Raw genomic sequence first — 25,541 nt, forward strand, 5'->3', positions numbered from 1 at the left:
GCCCCGATGGAGTCCTTGGCGCGAACCCCGGTCACGCGGTGCCCCGGGTGACGGAAGCGCGCCAGTTTCTTGATGTCGAGGTGGAGCAGATCACCGGGGTGTTCGTGCTCGTAGCGCCGGGGTGGCTCGACGGGCTCCAGCGCACTCAGGCGGTTCAGTCCCTCACGCCGCAGGATCCGGCTGACGCTGGCCCTCGAGATCCCCGTGAAGGCGGCGATCCGATCCATGGTCCAGCGCTGCCGGCGCAAGGCGACGACCTGCCGCTGGATCCGTCGAGGGGTTCGGCGGGTCTGCTTCCGGGGCCGGGACGAGCGGTCCACAAGGCCCGCACGGCCCGCCTCCTGGAACCGCTGGACCCAGCGCTGCACGGTCTTCGGATCCACGCCAAACCCCCGGGCCGTGGCCCGAAGGCTCAGTCCATGGTCGATCACCAAGCGGACCATCCGCTCTCGACCACGGGGTCCCATTAAGGCATTTTGATGAAGGTTCACGGGGCGTCCTCCTTGGAATGGCTCAGTCGGCAAACTCAGCATCCTTCGGAATCGCCCCGTGGACAACCTATTGAGAGATCACACCTAGTGGGCCCCGGTCTGCATCATTATCTGCCGTTGGCGGCGGTCGCTGACGGCGGCCACGCCGCCTGGTGACAGACGCTGGTCCACGTAGTCGGCGAGCATCCACATCATCCGTTCGACCCGGTGGGTGCGTTGTAGCACCTGGTCCAGGGCGCCGCCGGGCGCTGGATCGGCCTTGAGATACCGGGCTCGGAGGTCGTCGAAACGTGCCCGTTGGTTGCGCGAGAGTTCCTGCAACCATTCGAAGTCTTCCCGTTCGCCGCTTTCCACCGCCATGCTGACGGTGTCCAGCAGGCTGCGCAGGCCCTCGGATACTCGGGTCTCCAGTTCGCCGGCCTCTTCCGCATCCGGTAGAGCGTCGGCGATCGGCATACGCAGGTGGTCATAGAGTTGCTGCTCCAGCGCGCGCAGTGTCTCGAACCGGGCGCGGAGGTTTTGAAAGCGCATGACCGTGGACTCGAACAGCGGTTCTCCGGCCAGAGCGGTGAACTCTGTCTGCCAGGGCTCCAGGGCATAGCCGAAGTCCTTGTGCAGGGATTCCAGGCGTCTCGGGTCGACACCGCGGGCACGGCCGGTCTCGCTTTCTTCCAGGTAGGTTGACAGGCGCTGCCACAGGGCAGGTTCCGCCGCTTCCAGGGCATCCAGACGACGTTCCGGCAGGGTATGCGGGTCGCCCATCTGTAATGGGTTTACCCAGCCGGACCACAACACCAGAAGCCGCGCCAGGAACAGGCTCACGATGACGCCGTTGGTGACCATCAGGATGTAGAACATCGAGAGTTCCACGGGCGGCCAGAGGAGCAGGAGCGAGTAAGCAATGCCGCCGACGATCGCGATCTCGGCGAAGGAGTCGCGCTTGAGCATGTCGATGTTGAAGTCCGAGCGAACCACGTCGCGCATGATCACGCCGAAGGATGCCGTGACCACGGCCATCACCGGGCCCCAGAGCCATAGCGGGCTGGCGTGGGCTTCGACGGCCACGCCCACGCCGATCACGGTGAACGCGGCCACCGCCCAGGCATCCAGGCCGTGCTGCACATTGCCGACCATGCGCCCGCCGAGGCCCGCGCGCTGACGCGCCAACAGTCGCTGTGCGGGGGCGAGATGCACGAGCCAGTGGTCATGCAGCTTGTAGAGCGCGAAGCCGCCCAGCACCACCGCCAGTGGCAGTAACAGGAATTCGGGCGTTTCGAAGATGAATATCGGGTCGCGTCCCAGCAGCAGGTCACGAAGCACACCGCCGCCGATGGCTGGAAGCGTGGCCAGTATCAGGGCGCCGAACAGGTTGTAGCGCTCGCGGCGCGCCAGCATCACGCCGGAGGCGGAGAAGGCGAGGATGCCCATCAGCGTCAGTACGTTGAACCAGCCCTCGCTGGTGGTCATGGCCAGAAACGCGGGTAGCAGGTGTTCTACTTCGAGGTTGGCGATCCGGCGGCTGTCCCCCAGAGTCTGCAGCTCGGCATCGAAGGCCTCGACGAATTCGCGTGGAACGGTCGCGCGGCTGAACATGACCCGTACGCCTACCGAGCCGAGATCGAGGCGGGCGCGGCGGACCTCGTTGGTCTGTCCGCTTTGTGCCAGGAACAGGTCGAGGATCACCGGGTCGGCGATAAACCCGTCGATACGGCCCTCCACCAGGGCGACTACGTTCGCCGCATCGCTGTCAGTCTCCAGGATTTGGGCTGCATCGCCTGGGTCCCGCACGAGGCGCGCGACCTCGGGGTCGGCGAAGGCGTAACCCCGTGTGATGCCCAGGCGAAACGCGCCGGCTTCCACCGCCTCCAGGAAGTCGTCGCGGCTGGCCAGGCGGATGTCGCCGTCATCGCGCAGGTAGAGCGCGTTGCGTTCCTCGCGATAGGGCCGCGAGTAGTGGACGTAACCCAGGCGCGCGGGTTCATAGTAAGTCCCGACGACCAGATCGAGGGCGCCTTGCTTCAGCCCCGCCAGTTGGTCGGACCAAGGCATGGGGCGAAAGTGTACGGTGTGGTCCGTGGCCTCGGCCGCCTCGCGGGCGACACGCAGATCCAGCCCCGTTGCGGCTCCGGATACGCCATCCGGATCGGCATATTGGTACGGCGGCCGCTCAAACCAGCCGGAACGCAGCGTCTCCGGCGGGCCCTCCGTTGCGACCGGAAGCGGCGCGGCGAGGGGGTCGATCGGGTTGGCAGCGGCCACGGGAACCGTTACCAGTCCGGCCCCGATCAACAACAAAACGACGAACAGATCCTGCAGCCGTCCCCGGATGCGCGAGGCCGTCCTGACCGGTATGCTGTCCGTCGTTTTCATCCTTCCTCCCGGTGGTCTTCAGCCGATGCCGAGTTCGTCCATGCGACTTCCACCACCGGGTCTTCCCTGGAACCCAACCCGGTGGGTCGGCCGGTTGCTGGCCCTGAGTCTGGTCCTGGCGGCGGGTTCGGCATTCGCGGAACCCTTGCGTGTACAGCCGCACTGGGTCCCGCAGTCGCAGTTTGCCGGTTTTTATGTCGCCGCCGACCAGGGCTGGTACCGCGATGCCGGCCTGGACGTGGACATCCTTCCGCACGGCCCGGACTATCCGGCATCCGAGGCGCTGGCTCGCGGCGAGGCCGATATCGCCTTGTTGTATCTGGTGCAGGCGCTGGAGCTTCGCGACGCCGGTGTGGAGGTCGTCAACGTAGCACAACTGTTGCACGACTCGTCGCTGGTGATCGTGTCCTTTGCTGATCGCGACATCCTCGCGCCCGAGGATCTCGATGGGCGCCGTGTGGCCCGCTGGCAGAGCTTTCGCATGCAACCCGAAGCGCTGTTTCTCGCCTACGGCGTGGAGCCGGAGATTATCGATCAGGGATCGGGTGTAACTGCCCTTCGCTCGGGTGCGGTCGATGCGGCCATGGCCACTCGGTTCAACGAAATGGTGGAGCTCTATCTTTCGGGATTCGAGCCGGAGGAGCTTTCCACGATCGGGCTGGAGGAACACGGCACTGGCCTGGCCGAGGACGGGATTTACGTTCTCGAATCCACGCTCGAGGAGCGCCCCGAAGCCGTGAAGGCCTTCGTGGCTGCGTCGCTACGCGGTTGGCAGCACGCCTTCGAGTATCCGGAGCAGGCGGTGGATGCGGTTATGCAGCGGGTCCAGCAGCACGGTGAGCCCACGAACCGCGCCCACCAGAGCTTAATGCTCAAGGTGCTTCGCTCGCTTTACTTCGACTCGGACGGCCGCCTGCCGGCCCCGGTACTCGACCCCAATGACTATCTAATGGCCCACAACCTGATGAATAACCTGGTCGGTCTCGAGCGTGAACCTGCCGACTACGACACCTTCCACCGCCCGGTGCTTGATGCACGCCCCGAGTAAGAGCCTGGCGGTACGTCTGGCGCTGGTCACCGTGGTGACGGTGGCGACCATCTTCTTCACGACGTCGGGGCTGCTGTACTACATGGTCCGCGACATCATGCTGGACCATGCGGAGCACCAGGCCCGCGAGCTGACCCGCGCCACGGCCGGGCGAATCGAGGCCTCACTCAACGAAGTCGCGGGCTCGGGGCGGACCCTGGCCGCCTCGTTGACTCAGGGCGGGCATGACCCCGAGGCCATGCGGCCTCTATTGGAGTCGATCACGACCAATACGGCGGCCGCCCAGGGTGCCGCCATCACCTGGGAACCTGAAGCGGCAATCCCCGGACAGCGATACCACGGGCCCTTCGTTTATGAGGGACCCGATGGGGAACTGGAGTACATGAACCTCGGCGGGGACGACTTCGACTATTTCACCCGCGACTGGTATCAGATCCCCGCGCTCACCGGCGAAGCATTCTGGGCGGATCCGTTTGCATCGGCGGCCGATCCCGATCGCCTGATCACCACCTTCTCCACGCCCTTTTCGATGGCCAATGGCGAGGCGGACGGCACGGAGGAACTCGGTGGGGTCGTGACCCTCGACGTCGAGTTGCGACGTCTGACCGAGACCGTCGATGCGGTTGAGGTGCTGGACAGTGGCTTCGGCTTTTTATTGAGCGGGCAGACGCGCTTTATCTCCTGGCCGAACAGCGACTGGATTATGCGCGAGAGCCTGTTCAGTCTGGCCGAGACGCTGGATGAACCGGAACTGCGCGAACTCGGGCGCATGCTGCAGCGTCAGGAGGAGGGGTTCAGCCGGTTGCCGAGGGCGCTGCTGGACGAACCTGCGCGGCTCTACCACGTCCGCCTTCCGGATCCTGACTGGGTGGTGGGGGTGGTCATCCCGGAGCGGGAACTGTTCGGCGATGTGCTGCGGGTGATGCACCTGGTGCTGATCATCGGAAGCGTCGGGTTCCTGATTCTTCTGGGGGCCATTATCGCGATCTCCCGGGGTATCACGCGCCCCCTGAAGGGGCTGGTTACCAGTGCCGGCGAGATCGCCCGGGGCAATCTCGATCAGCCTATGCCCCCCATTCGCTCTCGGGACGAGATCGGTGAATTGGCTCGATCCTTCAATGACATGCGCCTGTCCCTGAAGGACTACATCAACGACCTGACCGCAACCACAGCGGCCAAGGAGCGGATCGAGTCCGAACTGAAGATCGCCCGCAACATTCAGATGAGCTTTCTGCCGCGGCGGCTGGAGCTCTCTCGGATGCAGGCGGATGTCGATCTGCATGCGGATCTGCTCCCGGCACGCCAGGTTGGGGGCGATCTCTATGACTTCTTTACGATGCAGGACGACCGCCGCTTGTTCTTTGCCGTCGGTGACGTCTCCGATAAGGGCGTCCCGGCCGCACTGTTCATGGCCGTTACCAAGACCCTGGTCAAGGGCATTGCGGAACAGGAGCCCGATCCCGGGCGCATCCTCGAACGGGTCAACAACGAGCTGTGCCTGAATAACGACAGCGGGATGTTCGTGACCTATCTGTGCGGGATTCTCGACCTGGACAGCGGGGAGCTGGTGATGGCGAATGCGGGCCACAACCCGCCGTTGATCCGGCGGGTGGATGGCACCGCAGAGTGGTTAAAGCTGGCACCTGGACTGGTGCTTGGGGCGATGGAAGATATGCCGTACGCGACGCAGCATCTGCATCTGGCGCCGGGCGAAGAGCTGCTGCTGTACACCGACGGCGTGACCGAGGCGGCGAATCCAGCGCAGGACCTGTTCGGCGAGGACCGCCTGATCCGCCTGTACGGCGAGCTCAAGGGCCGAGCGGTTGGGGAACAGACTGCGGCCGTCATGAAGGCGGTAGAGGAGTTTGCCGGCGAGGCCGATCAGGCGGATGACGTCACCGTGCTGGCACTGCACTTTGTCGGGCCGGCGGGCGGACGCACCTGAGGCCCGGACACTGTAATCAGTACCGGGCTTCAGTCCTCGCCGCGGGCGCGTGCCACGGCCACCGCCCGATCATCGCAGACGTCCAGGATCGACAGGAAGCCGCTGATCTCGAAGACCTCCCGGATCGGCTCATGAATCTCGCACAGCACCAGCTGACCATTCAGCTGCCGAACCTTCTTCGCCGCCATGAGCATGACCCGCAGCCCGGCACTGGAGATGTATTCCAGGTCGGCAAACCGGATCACCAGGGTGGGCGAATCGTCCAGAAGGGCGAGCAGTTCCGCCTCGAAAGCCGGCGACGTATTACTGTCCAGGCGCCCCTCGGGGCTCACCACGCATACGCCGTCCACCGTCTCTTTATTCAATTCCATTACGTAATCGGGCCTTGTTGTTCAGTTCGTTGTCACTTGCGCTTGAGACGTCGCAGTCGAAGGCGATTCACTCCGTCGGCACTGTCGTACTGAATGTCGTCCATCAGCGTTCGGATGAAATACAGCCCCAGGCCTCCGATCGCGCGGTCCTCGACGCCTCCCTCCAGGGAGACCTTCGGTGCGTCCTCTAGCGGATGAAAGGAGTGGCCATCATCGGTCACCACGACCGTCAGGCCTTCGGTGTCCGCCTCGAGTTCCACACCAATCCGGTGCTCGCCGCCGTCATCGAAGGCGTAGGACACGAGATTGGTAATCCATTCATCGAGCGCGAGATTCACGGTGTTGGCTTCCATGCCGGCGCGCTCGCAGAACGCCTCGACTTCACCAGCGAGTCGAGGGATCTCCGTCAGTTCGTTACCAATATCGAGACTGCACCGCACGCCGTCACTGGCCTCCGCTTGCTCGCATTTGTACCCAAAAGATCGCCGGAGCCCGCGTAGCCTTCTCGGACGCGGCGCTTACCTTTACAGGCGCAGGGTATAACACTCGGGTCGCCGACACATGCGCATGGGCCGGTCGGGTGAAATCCGAACTCTGTGATGATGCCAATCTCTCCCACGCGCGACCGCCATATGCTTCGTTTTTCGCTGTTCCGAACGGACCCCTGATCCCGCCTGCTGGCCGTTTTCCGTTTTGCGAGGGCATCCTCCGTCTCGCCGATGCTCGACACCCCGGGCGCTGACAGGTTTCAAGCGGAACGTATGGCGCGCCCGCCTTCCCGAGATGTGCTCTTAAGAGCGCCGAAGTCCGCAGAACCGAAAGTCGCCCCTGTAACCGCCAAAAACGGCGGTTACAGGGGGTAAAACACGCCCCTGTGGCCCCAATGTCCTTCCCAAAACGCGTCGGTGGGAGATGGAGCCGGATTCGGGCCCATTGATCAGTGTTTCCTTAGCGGCCAGGCTCGCGCCTGATCCTCCGTCTCGGTGCGGGTGCTCGCCGGAAGCGTGAGTTTTCCGTTAGTCGCATTGGGGCGAAATCTGAACTGAATCACAGTTTGTGTTCTGATACCGCTCGAAAGGCGCCTGGTTGGACACGGGCGATCATGACGTCGGGGCGGTCGTTGCGCGGTTCCGATCGACACGAGAGGTGATGGATGGGACGGTTGGTACGATGGGCGTTGGTGGCTGCGGTTGGGATAGCCACGATGTCGGCGGGGATGGCCACGGCCGGCGAGGTTTCCGAGCTGCGACTCGAGAACCGCTCCAGTGAGGCACTGCAGGGGACCATTACGGTCCTGCACGGATCGGCGGATTATGAACAACGGCAGTTCAGCCTTGCCCCGGGTGCAAGCGAAGAGTTCGTCTGGGATGGCTGGTATGGGAACTACGCGTACGAACTGGACGGAGGGCGACTCAATTCGGTGCTGATGTCATTGCCTGGATATGCCTCCTACTACTCCAGTGAAGTCGAGATCACCTGGTACGACGATCAGGGCGAGCTGAGCCACCGGGTCGAGTGCTCCAAGTCTTGCCGGTGGCCATGATCGAGGCCGTTTCGCGGCTGTAGTATGCGTGCAGGCAAACGTCTGCACGATCGAATGATACGAAATGATACGAGTGTGTGGCCGGTGAAATCCTCGCCGATCAAGAAGAAAGGCGAGCGGCCGTCTGTTGGGTTCGACAACTAGGAGAAAAAGATGAAAAAGCGTTTGGCTACGATGATGCTGTTGGGTGGGGTGATGTTCGGCGCGACCGCGAACGCTTCTACGATTTGTGTGTGCGTGGGTATAGGAAGTGCCGGAGGTAGTTGTGGCAGCAACGCAATCGGGGCGAACTTCGGGCAGTATTTTGCCAATGTGAGCAACTCGGATCTGGAGTCGTACGTGCGCAAGCATCATGCCGACCGGCTCAGCAGTGGTGCCAGCAGTAGTGAATATTCGTCCGAAACCGGTTGGCTGTGCACCCGGGAACGACGTTAGGCCTCGGATCCAAACGAACCGCACGTGTTAGGTGACACGCGAGGCTGGCCAGCATGCTGGGTCACAGGTGTGCTGGCCAGCTTGGCGTTTGCAGTGTCCGCATGGGTTCTGATGCCCACGGCCGCTGCTTCTGCAAGTAGTTTCAATGTCCACGAATACGAGCCTACCCCGCTGTCGGGCAGCGAGGTGGAATTGGGGCTGGCCGAGGCCATTGCCCTGGCCCTGCGGCGGAATACCCAGCTGCAAAGCGCGTACCTCGATCGCGTAGTCGATCAGCTGAATCTGGCGGTGGCCGAGGCGCAGTTTCGGCCCCGGGGTACGATCGTGTTGGGTGCACAGCAGAACCGCGCGCCCGGGGATGATGCCGAGACGCAGCGGTCGAGCACCCTCTCGCCGTCTCTGGATACCGCACTTCCGACGGGTGGCCGAATCGGTTTCAGCTGGAATCTTGACCAGGACCATGGCCTGGATGAGCCCGCCATCCAAACCTCGCGCAGCTCCCAACTTTCGCTGGACCTGAATCAGCCGTTGCTGCGCGGCGGCGGCCTGGCAGTGGGTCGGGCACCCCTCGAGATTGCCCGCTTGCAGGAAACCGCGAGTGCCCTGGGGCTGGAAGAGACGGTGGTCGGGACCATCGATAGCGTGATTGCGGCGTATCGCACGCTGTTGCAGGGGCAGCAGCGCCTGGAGATTGCGAAGGGTTCCCTGGAGCGCACCGTTGAACAGCTGGAACGCAATCGTGCGCTGGTGGAGCGAGGGCGGATGGCATCCAACGAACTGGTGCAGACCGAGTCGCGCCTGGCCAATCAGCGCTTCAGTGTCAGCCAGGCCGAAGACGCCGTGGATCAGTCTCGGCTGGAGCTCCTGCGCCTGCTCAACCTGGGGCGTGACACGCGTCTTCGTCTGCGTGACACGGTCGAGCTGGAGGCGCTTGAGAGCCTTCGCGTTCGATCCCCCTCGCTGGAAGCGGCAACATCGATTGCGCGTGACAACCGTCCGGATTATTTACGCCTGCGGATCGCGCGCGAGATCGAATCGATCGGGCAGATGCTGGCCGAGAATGAACACCTCTGGAGACTCGATCTGAACGCCTCGCTGGATGCCGGCGCGACCGGGCGAAGCGCTCGGCAGGCCACCGGTTCGACGCTGGACGAACGTCCGGGATATGCATTGGGGCTGGAGCTGGAGATCCCGATCCTGGATCCGGAGCGGCCGGTTCGACTGCTTGAATCCCGCATCCGCCTGCGGCAATCGGAAATCCAGTTCTCCGAACGAGAAGTCGAGCTGGAGCTGGAAGTGGAACGTTCCCTGAATGATCTGAACAGTCGCTGGCAACAGTTGGGCTTGGCGCAGCGCTCGCTGGAATTGGCGCGCGAAAGCCTGGAGATCGAGCGTGAGCGGCTGGCGGTGGGCCGGACGACGTCGTTCCAGGTCAATGCAACCGAACAAAACCTCCAGCAGGCCGAGCAGAGCTTGTTGGACGCCGTGATTGCGTATCTGAATGCGCAGACTGCGCTGGACCGGGCGCTGGGGACCACGCTGGATAGCTGGGGGCTGTCGCTCCCTGAAGCGGGAGTGATGCCATGAGCGACAGTCGAGTTGTGTTGAGTCAGCAGATCCTGGATTCGATGGCGGATGGGGTGCTGGTCGTCGACGCCTCTGGTGCAATCACGACCTTGAATCCCGCCGGGGCGGCGATTCTCGGTTTGCGGGCCGATGAGGCAGAAGGACGCAGCCTGGCCGAGGTGTTTATCGGAGAAGAGGGCTACGCAGCCTTTGTCGATGCATTGTTCGAGGCGGTCTATTCCGGTGTGATGCAGCCCGACCAGATGGTGTCCATCAGCGTGGGCGGGCACGTGCGTTCGCTGAAGTTGACCACCTCCTATCTGGCGCCCCGGCAAGCCGGGGGCGAACGCGCCGTGCTGGCGGTGTTTACGGATGTGACCGACCTGGAGCAGGCACGCCAGGCCGAGCAAAGCCTTTCCGATGAGCTGCGCGGCAAACACAAGGAACTGCAGGACGCCTTCCTGGAAATCGAGGCGAACAGCGAGGCCTTGCAGCAGGCGTACCGCCGTTCCGGCCGCATGCGGCTGATGATGACGGCCGCCGTTGTGGCCGTGTTTGCGGGTGCTGGGTACTGGGCGATCCCGAACGCCGCGATGCCCGAATTTGGTGCCAGCGATGCCCAGGTCGTCGATGCCACTCAGCCCGGAGCGTTCGAGGTGCAATCGCGCGCGGTGGAAACCACCACGAGCTTTTCCGGGCGGTTTCGTCCGGGCGATGTCATTACGCTGGTCAGTCCTTTCGAGTCCACGGTGGTGGCCCGCCACGTTGAGTATGGCGAGCGGGTGGATGAGGGTGATCTTCTGCTGGAACTCGATTCGACCGAGATCGATATCCGCTATCGGCGTGCACGCAGCGACCTGGCGGATGCCGAGTCGGAGCTTGAGGACCTGGAGGACTGGGAGCAGGGCCGCGAGATGGCCAGTTCACGCCGCAGTCTGAGGCAGGCCGAACGCAATTTGAGTAATGATCAGCGCGAACTGGACGATGTCGAGCATCTATTCGAACGTGGCATCGTTCCCGAGCGCGAGTTGCGGGCGGCCCGGGAGCGAGTGGAAGAATCCCGAGTGCGGGTCGAGGCAGCCCGAGAAGACCTTGCGGAGACCTCGCGTCAGGGCGGTGAACGGGCGATTGCGCGGGCTCGCGTCGAGGTAGAGAACGCGCGCGCGGAGTATGAGCAGGTACGACGCCAGCGTGAGGGGGCCCGCGTATACGCCCCGGTCGATGGCGTCGTCCTGGCGCCCCTCGGCGAGGACCGGGATGACGGCGAGCGGGTAGAGGCTGGGGGGCGTGTGTCCAGTGGTGCCGCCCTGCTGGCGGTGGGCGACCTGTCTTCCCTGGAGATCGAAGGCACCGTTGATGAGCTGGATATCCATGACGTCCAGGCGGGCCAGTCGGCCCGGGTGAACGTGGTGCGAGGCGGGGGTGACCCGATGCCGGCCCGGGTGTCCTATGTGTCTTCGCAAGCGCAGGAGGGGAGCGGACGAGGTCTGCCATCGTTCCGCCTGATCGTGCGTATTGATGACCTCGACGCCCAGGACCTGGACCGGATTCGGGTGGGGATGTCCGCCTCCGTGGATGTGATCACGCAGCAGGATCCGGATGCGGTGGTCGTGCCCCATGCCTTTCTGGGCGGGAGCGGGTCGGAGCGTTGGGTCCTGCGGCAGACATCCAACGGCTCCGAGCGGGTCGCCGTGGAACTCGGCCGGTCCCGATACGATGGGGTTCAGGTGCAGAGCGGCCTGGAACCCGGAGACCGGCTGTTGCCACCCGGGGGTGAAGGTTGATGTCCGCGGCGCAACCGCTGGTTAGCCTGCAAGACGTCCATCGCTCCTATCGAGTCGGACCTACCGATGTGCACGTCCTGCGCGGAGTTCAACTCGAGATCCACCGGGGTGAGCTGGCCTCGCTGATGGGGGCTTCCGGCTCCGGCAAGTCCACGCTGATGAACATCATCGGGATGCTTGAACGCCCGTCTTCGGGTGATTTCTTTTTCGAGGGTCAGGACGTGCTGCAACTCGCGCCCGATGCCCTGGCGCATTACCGCAATCAGCAGATCGGTTTCGTCTTCCAGACCTTTCACTTGCTGCCGCGACTGACGGCCCTGGATAACGTGGGGCTGCCGCTGCTGTATCAGGACGTGAGCAAGCGGGAGATGCGTCGCCGTGCGCGCGAGATCCTGGGTCGAGTCGGCATGGGTGATCGGGTCGATCATCGACCCAACGAGCTCTCCGGCGGCCAGCGCCAGCGGGTCGCGATTGCGCGTGCACTGGTGGGTAACCCTTCCGTGGTGTTGGCGGATGAGCCCACCGGCGCGCTGGATTCGAGTGTGGGCCGCGAGATCATGGATCTGTTCCACGAGCTCAACGGCGAAGGCGTGACCGTGGTGATCATCACCCACGACCCGGCCATCGCACGGGAGTGTCCCCGGCAACTGGTCATCCGGGACGGTGTGGTCGCCGGCCCGGAGCAGGTGCCGGCATGAGGTTGCGGATGCTCCTGGGCGAGGCGAGCCGCAATATTGTGGCGACCAAGCAGCGCTCCCTGCTGGCGCTACTGGGGATCGTGATCGGCACGGCCTCGGTCATCGCGATGCTGAATGTCGGGTCTATCATGCACAACGCGGTGCTGGAGCAGTTTCGCGCGATGGGGACCAATGTCATCAATATCCGACAGCGCTACGCCACGGATGAGGACGGCCCCGCGCGTAATCAGCTGGACCTTGCGCTGGCTCGGGCGTTGGGGCCGGCCCTACCGCAATTGATTCAAGTCGCGCCATTTGATGGGGCGAGTTCGGAACTGCGAGCGGGCGCGGAGACCCAGAATGTCCGGCTGACGGGGGCGACCGAGGCGTTACAGGGGCTCTTGCGGGTACGCCTGGCCGCCGGGCGCTGGGTCTCCGAGCTGGATGGGGTGGAGCTCCAGGGTGTGGTCGGTTCCGAGGTGGCATCCAGCTATGCCGCGCAAACCAACCAGCCACTGGAAGTGGGTGGCCGAGTGGGGCTGGGCGGCTACACCATGACGGTGGCCGGAATCCTGGAGCCGTATCCACGAGGCGGCGGGGTGAGTCCGATCTCCCCGAACCGGACGATCTTTCTACCGATCGAAGCCTTGCAGCGTTTCGATGCCGATGACGAGCTGGAAGGCATCCTGGCGCGTGTGCATCCACAGGCGGACCATCAGGAACTGGCGCGAACCATCGAGACCTGGGTGGAGGCGCGCGCCCCGGGGTTGCCCGTGGAGGTGAATAGCGCCGAACAGTTGCTGGCCAACATGGAGCAGCAAAGCCGCATGTTCACGATCATGCTGGGCGCGATCGGCAGTATTGCGCTCATCGTGGGGGGCGTAGGGATCATGAACATCATGCTGGTATCGGTCACCGAGCGACGCAAGGAGATCGGCATTCGGCTTGCCATCGGGGCCCGCAATGCCGACATCCGTCGCCAATTCCTGGTCGAGGCGGTCATGCTGTGTCTGCTGGGCGGTGTCATTGGGGCCGCGTTGGGAACCGGGGTGGCCATCGCCTTTGCCCATTTCACTGGGAACGCGTTCGTGGCGGCACCCATGGCGGTACTGCTGGGCGTTTCCGTCTCCACGCTGACAGGGATTGCCTTCGGGTATTACCCCGCCCTGCAGGCCTCGCGGCTGGATCCGATCATCGCACTGCGTAGCGAGTAGAGCGTCCCAGCCGGCGCCAGCCACGATAGAGGCTGGCCAGCAGGACCAGCACGGCCAGGCCCTGAAGGAAGCGGTCGCCATGGCGTTGGTAGAAAGGGCGCTCCGCCACGGTGTGGACCACGAGGCTTTGGGTTGTGCTCCGCCACTGAGGCGTCTCGCTACCTGGCACCACTCGGCCCGTCGCGTCGAAGACAGCGCCGCCTCCGGTGTTGTGCAGCATGACCAACGGACTGCGGTTCTCCAGGCTGCGTGCGCGGGCGATGGCCCGGTGCGCATCAGCGGCGCGCGGCGAACCGAACCAGGCGTGATTGCTGATGTTCACGATGATCCCCGCTTGCTCCGACAGGTTCTCGCGCACGAGGTTGGCGAACAGACTCTCGAAACAGATCGTCGGGGCCAGGTGCACCCCGTCGGGCCCGGTCAGGGACTGTTCCGCCTGTCCCGGGCTGAAGCGTGAGGCCTGTGGCAGGCGCTCGCGTAGCCAGGGTAGTTGCGCTTCGAACGGCAGGTATTCGCCGAATGGCACGAGCTTGCGTTTGCGGTAGGTCCCGGACAGGCCGGCCCCGGGCTCGAACAGTAGGGCGACGTTGTGAGTGCCATGGCCCGGGTCATCCCGGTGCTCGGTCCCGTTGACCAGGATGGGTACCCCGATCTCGTCGGCCAGGGCGGCAAGGGCGCGATGCCCCCAGGATTTCGGAGCCGCCTGAAGTGTCATGGCCGCCTCGGGCCAGATCACCAGATCCAGATCCGGGTCGATCTTGTGCAAGTCTCGAGTCTGCGCAATGGCGGTATCGATGTCGTTGTTTCGATCGGCCATCGGCATGTCGTCGCGCCGCACATGTACCGGGATATTGGGCTGTACCAGGCCCAACCGGGTGCTGTGTTCCGGAGCTGCCCGTTCCAGTGTATCCAGGCGCAGGCTCCCGTAGGCCAGCAGGGTCACCACCAGCAAGCCGAGCAGTACTGGCGCTACTGGGGTGAGCGTGTGGCGACTCACCGCGATCAGCATACTGGCGGCGAGAAAGCCGATCGAGGTCGAGAAAAAGAGCAGCAGGGGCATGCCGCCGACATCGACGACTTGTGCCAGCAGGGGGTGTGCGAGCAGGGCGTAGGCAAAATGTCCGGGAACGACCTGCGGCGAGAAGGACAGGGCCACCGTCAGCAGTCCCGCTGCGAGCAGGGCCTCAGCGGGACGTTCCAGGCGCAGCGCAAGTGCGGCGACTGCACCGGAGAACAGCGCGTAGGGTACTGCGTGCAGCACCGCCAGCCCCAGCACCATCAGGCTGCCAAGGGTCCATGGGAAGCCGAGCCAAGCTTCGGTGCCGGATACGACCCATCCGAGCGATGGCAGCCAGTAGCCCAGGCCCGCCAGAAGGCCGGCCGCAGCGGATGCGCCGATGGTCAGGCCCTGCAAGGCGAGCCCCAGAAGGGCAATGGATATCAGGACGAAGGCCCCGGGCAGGGGGGCCTCCGGGAAACTCAGGTGAAAGAGAACCGCGGAACCTGCCAGCAGGCCCGCACGCGCGAGTACGGACAGAGCGGACCGCTGGATCACCAATGCCGTAACGGTGGGTGTGCCGCAGCTGCTTGGTGGATTAGCGGATGCCGAGGCGGTTCGGACAGCCGCCGCCGCTGTAGTTGATCTCGGTGATCTCGACCTGACCGGAGACTACGTGAACCTCCGAACGGTGGCTGAAATCCAGCCGCTTGCTCTCGCCTTCGCGCCACTGTTCCCGGTCGCGGGCTTCGAGTGTGTGACTTTCGGTGTGCAAGTCCATTGCGTATCCCTGCAGGGTGCTGTCGGCAAGCCCGCGGAATCCGATGCACCCGGTGGCGAAGATTTGCGTGGCGAAGAGCTGTACGCTGTCGCCGCTGCGCAGGACGTCCCCTTCATCGGCGGAGCTGCCCCCACTTGAGGCTACCGCAGAGGAGAGGGTCACCGAGGCGAGCGAAAGCACGACCGCAGTGGTGAGCAGGCGAGAAACTGGATTCATTGCGGATACCGGGTTGGGGTGGGGGTGCTGGTTTGCCCTGCCGTGGCCATCAGCCGACGCGCAGTCCGAGACGATCGGGGCAGCCCCCGCCGCTACGATTGATCTCGGTGATCTCCACGGAGCCAGAGAGCACCATGATTGCCGAGTTACGGAAGTCGAACCGTTTCGTCTCGCCTTCGCGCCAGCGCTCCCGACCGCGTTCCTCGGTCGAATTGCCCCCACGGTAGGACTCGATGATCTGATATCCCTGCACTTCGCTGTCGCTCAGGCCCCGCAGTTCCATGCAGCCGGTGGAGCCGATCAAGGCCTGCATGCGGGTTTGGTCCCCCGCGCGCAGCTCGTCACCTACATTGGCGGTGCTGGTGCTCGAGGCCAGGCTGGATCCCGAGGTGGCCACCAGGGCCGATGTCACGCTCAGCAATAGGGCGCGTCGTATCGGTTGAGGAATCATTTGGACGTGGCCTCCGTGCTTGTTCGCCGTTGAATGCGCGCCAGCCTAGCACGGGCAGTGCCGACACCTTGATATAGCGTTAGTCCAGCGTAAGGTGAGGTGTTTTGGGCGGGAATGAAGCCTCCGTGTCTACGCCGTGATGACCGGGCCACGATGCGGACCTCAATCGATGTACGCGGAGGTGTCTGTTGTCCTTGATGGGATCGCCAGATCCCAGCGTTCGAGCACGATGCCCATAGCGCGATCCAGGTCGGTCTGGGCGTTCTGGTAGTTGATGGCGGCATCCAGCAATGACTGCTCCGCCTCCCGGAGCTGGCGCTCCACGCTTTCGACCTCGAACCCAGAGGAACGCCCGACTGCGAGCTTTTCCTGCTCGATAGCCACAGCCTGTTGTGCCAGATCCAGCGCTTGTTCGGCCAGATGGAGTTGATCCCGCCGGCTCTCCAGCGCCCCAAGGGCGCGTTCGACCTCAATGCGGATGGATGTTCGGAGTTCCTGGGTCCGCAGGCGCGCCTGACGCTGCTCCACCCGTGCCGCGCCAAGGCGTTGTTGACGCGTGTGCCGATCTCCCCAGGGGATGCTGAGGCGCAGGCCCAGGGAGTGGCCAGGAGACTCTTCGAAGCCGCGCTCGATGGCACGAGTGGTGGACGGACTATCGCCCCGCAGTTCGACCGAGGCGGTCACATCCAGTTGCCAACGGTTGGCGTCCTCGGCCAGCGTTCGATCGAGAGCGGTCAGCCGTTGCGTGACCAGAGATTGGCGAAATTCCGGACTCCGATCCAGTGCCGTATCCATCGCGCTTTCGAGGGGGGGTGTCTCGGCGAGGAGTCCGTCAATGTCGTGGACATCAATCGCGTCCCGCGGCTCGATCTCCACCCCGGGTTCCAGCCCAATCAGTCGAATCAGATCGAGCTCGGCCTGATCCCGGCGCTCCTGGGTCTGCGCCTGCTGTAGCTCTTGACGCGCAAGGCTCTCGCGCGCCGGGGCCAGATCCGCCGCCGCCAGCCGACCGCGTTCCACCAGCTCCGTCCGGTTTTCCAGCTCTTGGCGACTTCTTTCCAGTGCGAGCTCGGCGAGTTCGACCCGCTGGTTTTCCAGGATCAGGTTGCGGTAGGCCTGAATTACCTGGGCAAGGGTGCTGATGACCTGTGACTCCAGGGCCAGTACGTTCTGTTCCTCGTTCAGGTGCGCCCGTTCCACCGGCGCCCGGCCAATCTCCAGACCCCCACCGCGCAATAGCGGTTGCGTGATGTCCAGCGTGACTGCGGAGGCGCTGTCTGGCGTGGTGTCGGGCGCGTCGGATTGGAGTACCCGTTCGATCCGCCAGTTCAGGCCCGCCTGCGCGCCGGTGGGAAGCGCGAGGCTGGCACTTGGGTTGACGCTTGCGGTGCGCGTCCGCACGCCGTTCGCGCCCGCTGTACGCTGCTCGCGAGCCTGAAGCGTCACGGCGCTCCGGGGGTTAAAGGCCTGATTGGCCAGATCCAGATTGGCCCGGTCGACCACACGGCCCAGGTACGCGCCGCGCAGCGACGGATTGCGGGCAAGCGCGACCTGCAAGGTCTCGCGCAACGTCAGGCGCAGGGGCGCGCTCCCGGCTCGCATGCGCGATTCAATTGCGGAGTCGGCCGCCGCGACCACGCGGTCCGGGTCGCCAGGGTTCCCCGGGTCAGCCGCAGCGGGCGTCACCAGGACCAGGAGGCAGCTGAAGAGGGCAGGATGTTTGAACAAACGCATGGCTGGCGGGAGGGGAGCGCAATCTCGATCAGCGGGTGAGTTTCCGGCGACCGCCCGCAAACCTGCGCGCCACCCCATGCAGGCAGTATCCCAAGCCAACCCTTATGCAGTAAAGCTGAGGCTCGGCCGGCCGCAGGGGTGCCGGCGTTGACCATCATCGGGAATGGATCCCGATCCTCATCAGGAAACGGCGACACGAGTGGAGCTCCCGGCCGTAGATGCCCTCTGCACCTACTTCAATCGCCAGGTGGGTGATCTCTTTGAGCATTTACCTGAGGGTGGTGGAGTAGGGTGGGAATTTGGACACAGCGCCAGGAAGTCATCCCGTTGCCTCGTCCGAGGCACCATGGCGCGTAGCGGCACAGGTTGGTCACAGAATTGGTCACAGGACTTCCGAAGCCACAAACGAAAAAGGGACCAGCGACTGTAAGTTACTGATCCCTTTCTCTGGAATATGGCGCGCCCGGAAGGATAGCGGCGACGCGGCGCGTCTTGCCCTTCCGGGTGTCGGCCTGGGGCCGACACGTACCTCGCTGCGCTCGGGATCGAACCGATTGTTGAACGGAGGTTCGAATCCTTTGTGCTAGCAGGAACGAGAGAGGGCACCCGGATGTGGATGCCCTCTCTCTGGAACATGGCGCGCCCGGAAGGATTCGAACCTCCGACCACCTGGTTCGAAGCCAGAAATAGCCATGCGTCAGGAAGCAGGCTAAAGCGATCTCAAGTGGGACTGCGGTACCCCGATAGTAACGTAACCGATGGAAAATTGGACCGCCCTTGTTTTTGAGGTGTGACAAATAAGAACGGAAGCCGCCGACTCCGGTGTCACGCGGCCGAAGCGAGGGCGGTGCGTCGTGGATACTGGTGTCACAGGGGGTTTCCCGCCCAAACGAGTATCTAGCGCCTGCCGGAGACGAACCGATCGAGCATGATGTGGAGCTGTCTGGACTGGAGGTGAGCCGACTGAGAGCATCCTATCTGGTCGCTCCAAACTGCTTGTGGCTAGCAAGCCATCCATCGCCGAACCCAGGCCAAAAGGTAATAAGCCGTGTCCTCAGTCAGCTGGGCCGTCAAGCGCGCGTTGGCCATGGGCCACGGGCTCCTCATGGCTCCGGTTTGGAGCCCTCGAGTAATCACTGGCGAGAAAACTCTCCGTACGAACAAGGTCCTCGGTAACCGGTGGTTGAATGAACGCGGTCTGCACCGATGGCGCGTCCGGGTAGCCGATAGTCTTGCGCGTCAGCGTCACCGCGGACTTGGCCGAAAGGTCTCAGCGGATCAGATCGAAGCGTTCGAGCGCGGCGGGTATATCCTGATTCACGATTTTCTGGCTCGCGAAGAGTATCGCTCATCGTGAACGAAATCATGAATCGTCCCCTGCCGTCGGCAGAGCGGCGTGAGGGTATGGCGGTCACTCGGCGATTGTCTCTCGAGCCGTCCGAGCTGACGGAACATCCGGGGCTCGTGCGCTCATTCGCGGTCGATCGCTTGTGTCCCCTCTACGATATGTCTCGTCTTTCGGGGGAGAGCCGTTGTTCCAGTTGCAGACCGTGTTTGTGCAGCCTGGAAGCTTACCGGCTCCAGACCCGCAAACCGACCTGCACAAGGATACGTTTCATGCGACCGCCAAGGCGTGGCTGTGTCTCACGCCGGTAAGTGAGGCGGACGGCCCGCTCCGCTATGTGCCCGGATCCCATCGGTTGACGCCGGAACGCAGTGTTGCGCTGTCCGAATCCGGGGGCAGGGGAGCCTTCCGGATTCGCGAGGACGAGCCGCCCGCTTGCCTTAGTGTTTCAGGGCCACGGAAACATCCGCATCGGGCGAGACATCTCGCCGGTATCCCGAGTTATCCAGTAAACGGACTCGTTTATTCCGTGCATCTGGCCGTTCAGAATCTGCATGCGTTCGTCCATGGAAACCACGGCCTGGCTCATAACGTCCAAGCGCTGGCTCATCAGATCCAGCGTGGGGGGAATGGACGTCACGTCCTGCTGCATCGCAGTAATACTCGTGCTGATCGTGTCCATCTCGGACCGTATCACCGTTATGTCGTTTCCTACTGACGACATGACGGTGGCCATCTGTCCAGTATCGCTTTGCATTCCCTCTATGTGCTGAATCATCCCGGACAGGCCCTGTGCCAACATAATCATCAGGGTGGCATGGCCGGCAATTAGCAGGACTACGATGACCAGCGACCAACGCGCAAGCTGGGCCGTTCGATGTGTGACACGCTTCCCTTCCTGATATTGATACTCGGCGCCCTTACGGAATTCGCCGATTGCCTCTTCAAGCCGCCTTACAATATCGTCATTCACTGGGTGTACTCCCACCCGGGGGGCTCAATCCCGAGCAACTGATCATCCTTTCCAAATCCACCGGCCTTCCAGTCATTCGATTAATCTCCATTGATCCGATCTGTGCGCTCTGCGGTTAGGCAGACGCTGACTTAATCGCGCGTTCGCGCTTGAGTCGATTTTGCGTGCTAAGAAAACGCTGATCAATGGCCCTGCATCCGGCTCCATGTCCCGCCGAAGTGTTTTTGGAAGGACATCGGGGCCACGGTGGCCTGTTTTACCCCCTGTAACCGCCGTTTTTGGCGGTTACAGGGGCGATTTCCGGTCCTGCGGGTACACTACCCCTGCGGCAGGAGTCCCCATCGTCGCGCCCGGTACAGGTTCACCAGGGCGAACAGGCTGTGCAGCTGTGCGGTGTTCTTCTTGAGGGCCGGTAACACACCTTGCGATACCCGAACAGGTTCTTCATCACATGGAACGGATGCTCCACGATCGAACGCAACTGGGCCTTGTGCTGCTCAGCAGCGCGGACCTGATCGCGCTCCAGGCCTTCCGGCAGCGCGCGTACGGTGCCGCGCTTGCGCGCGATGTGCGTCTCCGGGCGATGCCCTTCACCCGCTTCTCCGTACCGATGTAGCCGGCATCGCCATGCAGGCTCGCTTCCTCGCCGTGGAGCAGTTCCGCACCTGTGAGACGTCCGAGGCATTCGCCGCGGTACCCTTCACCGTGTGGACGAAACCGCCGACGATATCGGCCCCGATACGCACCTTCATCCCGACGTACCACTGGTTGCCCTTCTTCGCCTGATGCATCTCCGGCTCGCGGGCCTTCTTCTCGTTCTTGGTCGACGGCGGGGCCCCAATCAGGGTGGTATTCACCACCGTTCCTTCGCGCAGCAACAGGCCCCGCTGCTCCAGGTGGGTGTTGATTCGGTCGAAGATCACCTGGGTCAGGTTGTGCTGCTCCAGCAGCCGGCGGAACTGCAGCAGGGTGGTGGCATCCGGGGCGTCTTCGCGACTCAGGCTGATCCCGACAAAGCGCCGGATCGCCTGTCTGTCATACACCGCATCCTCGACCCCTTCATCCGACAGGTTGAAACACTGCTGCGCCACGTACATCCGCCGCATGCGCTCCAGTCCGATCGGCGGACGGCCGCGCTTCCCCTCCGGGAAGTGCGGCTCGATCGCCTCCACCAGCGCCGCCCAGGGCGTGATCGCATCGATCTGCCCCAGAAAGCGGTCGCGCCGCGTCTGCTTGCGCTTGCGGAATACTCGAGATCGGAAAAGCTGCGCTGCGAGATCCGCTATCACCTCGGGCAGGAAACCTGCCGCCATTATTCCAAACCCGCTCGCCAGGCGGGAGCGGCAGTGGATTAAATCAGCGTCTTTCTAGCTGCGAGGTGCGGAACATGTCACGGAGCCAAGGGCTCATCAGGCGGCAATAAGCCAGTCATGGGACTTGGAGGGTGGTCACAGAAGTGGCACGAGAGTGTTACGGGGCGTGACCTGGGCCAAAACGAAAAAAGGACCAGCGACGGTAAGTCACTGATCCTTTTCTCTAGAAGATGGCGCGCCCGGAAGGATAGCGGCGACGCTGCGCGTCTTGCCCTTCCGGGTGTCGGCCAGGGGCCGACACGTACCTCGCTGCGCTCGGGATCGAACCGATTGTTGAACGGAGGTTCGAATCCTTTGTGCTAGCAGAAACGAAAGAGGGCACCCGGATGTGGATGCCCTCTCTCTGGAATATGGCGCGCCCGGAAGGATTCGAACCTCCGACCACCTGGTTCGTAGCCAGGTACTCTATCCAGCTGAGCTACGGGCGCATCGACTGAAGGCGCGCATTATCGCGATTGGTCCCGAGGGATGCAAGCCGTCGCTGGGTATTCTTTGCTTTCGGCTTGGTCTGCCTGGCTCTCCCAGCCGTGCTCAATCGGGCGATAGAGCGTACTTCGCACTCCGTCGCGTTCACGAATGCGGTCGTGGGCGAAATCCTGCACGCCGCCGAGGCGCACGGAGGCATGGCCGGCGCGCCCTTTGTTCCGGTGTGGATTTCACGATTCGAGCGTGCGCCTGGAAAGCCCCGGCCCCCGAAGGAGCATCAGAAGTTGTAGCCAAGTCCGACAGTGTACGAAAAGTCCCCATCGAGGAACGCATTCTCTGCGTCGTTCGAGTGGTTGAAGAACCACTGGTATTCAATGCGACCCAGGGCGTAGGTGTCCTCCAGGATGTAGTACTTCAAGCCGCCATCCAATCCGACGAACCCGCTGTCGTTGACCGCGTCGCCGTAGATCGCGCCCAGGCTCCCGCCAGCGAAGGGACGCAGCCGGCCGTCTGTGTTTTGAAGGTTGAGATAGCCTCGAGTGGCTCCGCTCCAGAAGTCATTGGTCAGGAAGTCGCCCTCGAAGTCGGCGTATTGGATGCTATGGCGGACGCCGAGGACCAAGTGACCACGCAGATACCAGCCTATATCGCCCGTGATGCCGAGGTTTGTGTTGGCGAACCTCCGGTCACTGTTGCCACTTCCGGCAAGCGAGAATTCGCGGTCGCCTATGGAGGGCCCAAAGTTGGCGGCCGATCCTTGTTGAGCCTGGACGGAAAGGGCGAATGGTCCAGCCAGGCAGAGCATGACTGCGATCACCTTTTTCATCATTACGTGCCTCCTGAAACGTTACCCACCGCGTTGGCAAGGCACAGAGCCTTTGGAGTGCGACTGTGAGCGGGAAGGCCCGCTTTGCGTCGGAAACGGCAGATTGCGGTCGCAACCAAAGGGGCATCTGTACGTTGCCGCACATTCGCCACCGGGGGTGCTGGATTTCAGGTAACGGGAGCCAAAAGAAAGACAAAGAAACAATGGGTTCGCGATTCTTTCGATACTTTATATGAGGTGCTCAAGGGGATCTTCAGCGAGACGCTGATTGAGGCGCGTTAGCGTGTTCTCGCGGTGTCGCCGCAGGTCGTCCGGGGCAAGGGCGCTGTGCATTGGGTCGTGAACGAAAGGGACCTGATGGTGGACGCACAGGAGTCTCTGTCCGCCTGCGCTTCGGCCCGTTATGAAGCGACCTTGTAGCCGGATTGGATGGTCGCGGGGGCGGTGGCTCCCCTGATGGTGGTGTGCCTCGGGGCAGGGCAGCAGGCGTCCTTTCGAATTGACCCTACCCCGGGCAAGATGCCTCAGAAGTTGTAGCCAAGGCCTACGGTGTAGGCGAACGCGCCATCGCGAAAGGCATCCTCTGCATCACTGGAGCGACTGAAGAACCACTGGTATTCGATGCGGCCCAGGACGTAGGTATTCTCCAGGACGTAATACTTCAGGCCGCCTTCCAGGCCGGCGAAGGCACTGTCCTTGACACCGTCGCCGTAGATGAAGCCCAGGCTGCCACCACCAAAGGGACGTAGCAGGCCGTCCGTCGTCTGGAAGTTGAGGTAGCCGCGCGTGGCGCCGTTCCAGAAGTCATTGGTTATGTTCTCGCCCTCGATGTCGGCGTAGTTGATGCTCTGGCGGACCCCGAGGATCAAGTGATCGCGCAGGTACCAGCCGAGATCGCCGGAGATACCGAAGTTGGTGCTGTCGAGTTTGCGGTCACTGCTGCCGCTGCCGGAAAGCGAGAACTCGCGATCGCCCATGGAAGGTCCGTAGTTCGCCGTGGATCCGCTTTGCTGGGCCTGGACGGCGAGCGGGAGGGTCCCGGCCAGACAGAGTGTGAGCGCGATAAGTTTTTTCATTGGTGCGTTCTCCTGGTTGTTTCCCGTCCGGCGCGGGATGCGACCGGTACTGCGGGGGCACGGGCACAGCCGGGATGCTCCCGGCCGATTCCGTGGCGCCACCCTACGATTCGGGGTCCTGGCTATCTGTACGTTGGCGCACAAAAGGGCGCCTGATTAGGCACGAGGGTCCGCCAGGTTCAGGGGCCGTGCGGCCCCGGGGGTGTACAGCACCCGGGGCGGTCGAAGGTGGCCCTGGAGCGCAGCGGTACGCGCCCCGAGGCTCCACGCGCCTCCCGCTTCGTCATCCCGGAAACCGCGTAGCGGTTATCCGGGCGCCAGGCGGCCTGGGTTGCCCCGACGAGGAAGCTCCCGGCTCTTCGTTGCGCTCCGGCCGGGATGACGGTGCAGGGGCAAGGACCGGGGATGATGAGATTCCAGAGGGCCCCGGATTGGGGCGACCCGCGGCGGGCTATTGATGTCCCGGATGATCCCCGTGACTGGCGGACTCTCGTTCCTGATCAGGAAGGGGCTTGGGTGCTCTGGTGCCCCCAACGGGAAACCTGGATCCGCCCGGAATGCAGCCCGGGCGTAGGTTCAGACGGTGTGATCCAAGTCGGAAATTGCCAGCGATTGAGGCCGCGAAGGCGCGCGTTGGATGGGCGTAGCCGGTTGTTTTGTGTGGTCGCGCACAGACGGGCGGTGACGTGCTCAGCAGGGTAGCGAGTGGCTCGGCAATTTCGCCAGCCAGTCACTCGGAGGGTGGAGAATTGAACTGGAGTGTTGCGAAGGGCCACTGGAAACATTTCAAGGGGAAGGTCAAGGCGCGTTGGGACAAGCTCACCGACGATGAACTGGAAACCGTGGCGGGCGAGCGCGACCAGTTGGTGGGCTGCATCCAGGAACGCTATGGCGTGAGCCGGGACGCGGCCGAATGGCAGCTCGTGGAGTTCGAGCGGAAGCTGCGCCGGGTCCATTACTGAACCGCCAGACGCGGACGACGCCTGGCCCGCGCGGGTTCGCGTCAGGGGGTGGTTGCTGGAGAGGGGCTACGAGGTAGCGGGGCGCATTGCCGGACACTGGCGTGTCCGGCGCCGCTCCAATCCCGGGGCCTCGCTCCCCGGTTCATTCTGTATGGCCTGGCGGCATGCCCGAGGGATGGGACATCCCCCGGGGTGGGGACGATTAACGCGTCAGTCGCGCACGTATTCCGGTGTTTCCTGCAGGGTGTCTTCATTCATGTTGATGTAGAGCTTGACCTCTCCGTCTTCGGTTGTCCGCTCGATACGGTCCCACGCGATCGCCACGTCCTTCCCGCCGAGGCCGAGAACGCCGCTGCCCGTGCTGATAACGACCGCGACAATACGGCCATCCCGATCGATGACCAGATCGTGGATCTCGCCGATCTCGTCGTGGCTCGCGCGGTCGTGGATCTTCTGATCCATCAGGTCCGAGACGTGCAGCCCCTGGTCCGGCATACGCTGGAGATGGGGGGCCTCGTCGCGGGCGTCCGCGCGGCGTTCTTCCATGACCTCGTGGCCGTTCGCGCCCCTCTCGTATTCGCCGGCTATCGTGCCGTTCATTACGCCGGCCAGGCCAAAGACGAAGAGGGGGACGCTGGCGGCGACGAGTTTGGTTGAGGCGAGTTTTATCATGGGTACGCTCCTGGAAGGGTGCGGCATTCAAGCCGCCAGTCGATGTCGCGTGCAGCGCACGGGCAGCTTGAGCCCACGCTGCGAACGCGCCATTGATCATGCGGAGCGACTCCACCGGGGTCTGTACGCTGAGGCACACACCCGGTGGGTGCCGGGAAGTCCGTCCAGCCGGGCCAGGGGTGGCCGTCGCATGGACGCGCGCTGGGACGCGACGGGCGCCGAGAAGGCCGGCAATCGGCGTGGATTCAGGCATTTCCAAACCCGT

General features: G+C 63.5%; 21 protein-coding genes, 1 tRNA gene and 3 pseudogenes. 11 read left to right on the plus strand and 14 right to left on the minus strand.

The window, feature by feature from the left end; all coding sequences use genetic code 11:
- Both F817_RS14775 and F817_RS0100010 read right to left on the minus strand, forming a co-directional pair.
- The coding region (locus tag F817_RS14775; RefSeq protein WP_024325716.1) for a helix-turn-helix domain-containing protein at positions 1 to 443 on the minus strand (443 nt) is incomplete at its 3' end.
- A 132-nt stretch (positions 444 to 575) separates the two neighbouring features.
- Complete coding sequence (locus F817_RS0100010) at positions 576 to 2,777, minus strand: TRIC cation channel family protein (protein WP_029680974.1); 2,202 nt, start codon at positions 2,775 to 2,777, stop codon at positions 576 to 578.
- Positions 2,778 to 2,955: 178 nt separating this feature from the next.
- Here F817_RS0100010 and F817_RS0100015 point away from each other — a divergent pair, with 178 nt between their 5' ends.
- Together F817_RS0100015 and F817_RS0100020 are read left to right on the plus strand one after the other, a co-directional pair.
- Positions 2,956 to 3,909: an ABC transporter substrate-binding protein gene (locus F817_RS0100015; RefSeq protein WP_024325718.1), complete on the plus strand. Its 954-nt coding sequence runs from the start codon at positions 2,956 to 2,958 to the stop codon at positions 3,907 to 3,909.
- A complete protein-coding gene (locus tag F817_RS0100020) occupies positions 3,893 to 5,854 on the plus strand; it encodes a SpoIIE family protein phosphatase (protein ID WP_024325719.1) in 1,962 nt (653 codons plus the stop codon). The genes F817_RS0100015 and F817_RS0100020 overlap by 17 nt, the downstream gene beginning before the upstream one ends.
- 29 nt (positions 5,855 to 5,883) lie before the next feature.
- On the opposite strand, the gene F817_RS0100025 is transcribed toward F817_RS0100020, so the two are convergent.
- Entirely contained in the window at positions 5,884 to 6,225 is a 342-nt protein-coding gene (locus F817_RS0100025) for an STAS domain-containing protein (RefSeq protein ID WP_018140487.1), read from the minus strand.
- Positions 6,226 to 6,257: 32 nt separating this feature from the next.
- Positions 6,258 to 6,665, minus strand: a complete 408-nt coding sequence (locus tag F817_RS0100030) for an ATP-binding protein (RefSeq protein WP_019568756.1) — start codon at positions 6,663 to 6,665, stop codon at positions 6,258 to 6,260.
- Between the two features lie 377 nt (positions 6,666 to 7,042).
- Here F817_RS0100030 and F817_RS14630 point away from each other — a divergent pair.
- The 7 genes and pseudogenes from F817_RS14630 to F817_RS0100055 all read left to right on the plus strand — a co-directional run.
- Positions 7,043 to 7,162: pseudogene (locus tag F817_RS14630) on the plus strand (IS5/IS1182 family transposase); the annotation flags it as partial.
- A gap of 279 nt (positions 7,163 to 7,441) precedes the next feature.
- Entirely contained in the window at positions 7,442 to 7,768 is a 327-nt protein-coding gene (locus tag F817_RS0100035; RefSeq protein WP_024325720.1) for a hypothetical protein, read from the plus strand.
- A gap of 153 nt (positions 7,769 to 7,921) precedes the next feature.
- Positions 7,922 to 8,203 (plus strand): hypothetical protein, encoded by a 282-nt coding sequence (locus F817_RS14470; RefSeq protein ID WP_155988417.1) that lies wholly within the window; start codon positions 7,922 to 7,924, stop codon positions 8,201 to 8,203.
- Positions 8,204 to 8,296: 93 nt separating this feature from the next.
- Positions 8,297 to 9,790, plus strand: a complete 1,494-nt coding sequence (locus F817_RS0100040; protein WP_231369373.1) for a TolC family protein — start codon at positions 8,297 to 8,299, stop codon at positions 9,788 to 9,790.
- Complete coding sequence (locus F817_RS0100045) at positions 9,787 to 11,553, plus strand: PAS domain S-box protein (RefSeq protein ID WP_024325722.1); 1,767 nt, start codon at positions 9,787 to 9,789, stop codon at positions 11,551 to 11,553. Before F817_RS0100040 ends, F817_RS0100045 begins: the two co-directional genes overlap by 4 nt.
- A complete protein-coding gene (locus tag F817_RS0100050; protein WP_018951889.1) occupies positions 11,553 to 12,251 on the plus strand; it encodes an ABC transporter ATP-binding protein in 699 nt (232 codons plus the stop codon). Before F817_RS0100045 ends, F817_RS0100050 begins: the two co-directional genes overlap by 1 nt.
- Positions 12,252 to 12,259: 8 nt before the next feature.
- Entirely contained in the window at positions 12,260 to 13,444 is a 1,185-nt protein-coding gene (locus tag F817_RS0100055; protein WP_024325723.1) for an ABC transporter permease, read from the plus strand.
- Here the strand turns inward: F817_RS0100055 and lnt are convergent.
- The 4 genes from lnt to F817_RS0100075 form a co-directional block, all read right to left on the minus strand.
- Complete coding sequence (lnt, locus tag F817_RS0100060) at positions 13,422 to 14,957, minus strand: apolipoprotein N-acyltransferase (protein ID WP_024325724.1); 1,536 nt, start codon at positions 14,955 to 14,957, stop codon at positions 13,422 to 13,424. The genes F817_RS0100055 and lnt overlap by 23 nt on opposite strands.
- An 82-nt stretch (positions 14,958 to 15,039) precedes the next feature.
- Positions 15,040 to 15,438, minus strand: coding sequence for a hypothetical protein (locus tag F817_RS0100065; protein WP_024325725.1), 399 nt, complete (start codon positions 15,436 to 15,438; stop codon positions 15,040 to 15,042).
- Between the two features lie 49 nt (positions 15,439 to 15,487).
- Complete coding sequence (locus tag F817_RS0100070) at positions 15,488 to 15,889, minus strand: hypothetical protein (RefSeq protein WP_024325726.1); 402 nt, start codon at positions 15,887 to 15,889, stop codon at positions 15,488 to 15,490.
- Between the two features lie 162 nt (positions 15,890 to 16,051).
- Positions 16,052 to 17,623: a TolC family protein gene (locus F817_RS0100075; protein WP_024325727.1), complete on the minus strand. Its 1,572-nt coding sequence runs from the start codon at positions 17,621 to 17,623 to the stop codon at positions 16,052 to 16,054.
- Positions 17,624 to 19,113: 1,490 nt separating this feature from the next.
- Between F817_RS0100075 and F817_RS14780 the strand changes: the two are divergent.
- Positions 19,114 to 19,332 (plus strand): annotated as a pseudogene (locus F817_RS14780) (phytanoyl-CoA dioxygenase family protein); the annotation flags it as partial.
- Positions 19,333 to 19,416: 84 nt separating this feature from the next.
- Here the strand turns inward: F817_RS14780 and F817_RS14635 are convergent.
- From F817_RS14635 to F817_RS0100105, 5 genes and pseudogenes are all read right to left on the minus strand, one after another.
- The gene (locus tag F817_RS14635) at positions 19,417 to 19,941 is read right to left on the minus strand and encodes a hypothetical protein (RefSeq protein WP_024325728.1); all 525 of its coding nucleotides are present in this window, start codon (positions 19,939 to 19,941) and stop codon (positions 19,417 to 19,419) included.
- Positions 19,942 to 20,258: 317 nt separating this feature from the next.
- Positions 20,259 to 21,220: pseudogene (locus F817_RS13635) on the minus strand (IS5 family transposase).
- A gap of 445 nt (positions 21,221 to 21,665) precedes the next feature.
- A tRNA-Arg gene (locus F817_RS0100095) sits at positions 21,666 to 21,742 on the minus strand.
- A gap of 275 nt (positions 21,743 to 22,017) precedes the next feature.
- Positions 22,018 to 22,569, minus strand: a complete 552-nt coding sequence (locus F817_RS0100100; protein ID WP_024325729.1) for a hypothetical protein — start codon at positions 22,567 to 22,569, stop codon at positions 22,018 to 22,020.
- Positions 22,570 to 23,090: 521 nt separating this feature from the next.
- Positions 23,091 to 23,642 (minus strand): outer membrane beta-barrel protein, encoded by a 552-nt coding sequence (locus F817_RS0100105; protein WP_024325730.1) that lies wholly within the window; start codon positions 23,640 to 23,642, stop codon positions 23,091 to 23,093.
- 749 nt (positions 23,643 to 24,391) lie between these two features.
- On the opposite strand from F817_RS0100105, the gene F817_RS0100110 reads away from it, so the two are divergent.
- Positions 24,392 to 24,604, plus strand: a complete 213-nt coding sequence (locus tag F817_RS0100110) for a CsbD family protein (RefSeq protein WP_024325731.1) — start codon at positions 24,392 to 24,394, stop codon at positions 24,602 to 24,604.
- Between the two features lie 210 nt (positions 24,605 to 24,814).
- Here F817_RS0100110 and F817_RS0100115 read toward each other — a convergent pair whose 3' ends face one another.
- A complete protein-coding gene (locus F817_RS0100115) occupies positions 24,815 to 25,276 on the minus strand; it encodes a PRC-barrel domain-containing protein (RefSeq protein ID WP_024325732.1) in 462 nt (153 codons plus the stop codon).
- Between the last annotated feature and the right edge of the window lie 265 nt (positions 25,277 to 25,541).

Origin of the sequence: Thioalkalivibrio sp. AKL19 (assembly GCF_000420165.1) — a bacterium.
Classification (GTDB): Bacteria; Pseudomonadota; Gammaproteobacteria; order Ectothiorhodospirales; family Ectothiorhodospiraceae; genus Thioalkalivibrio.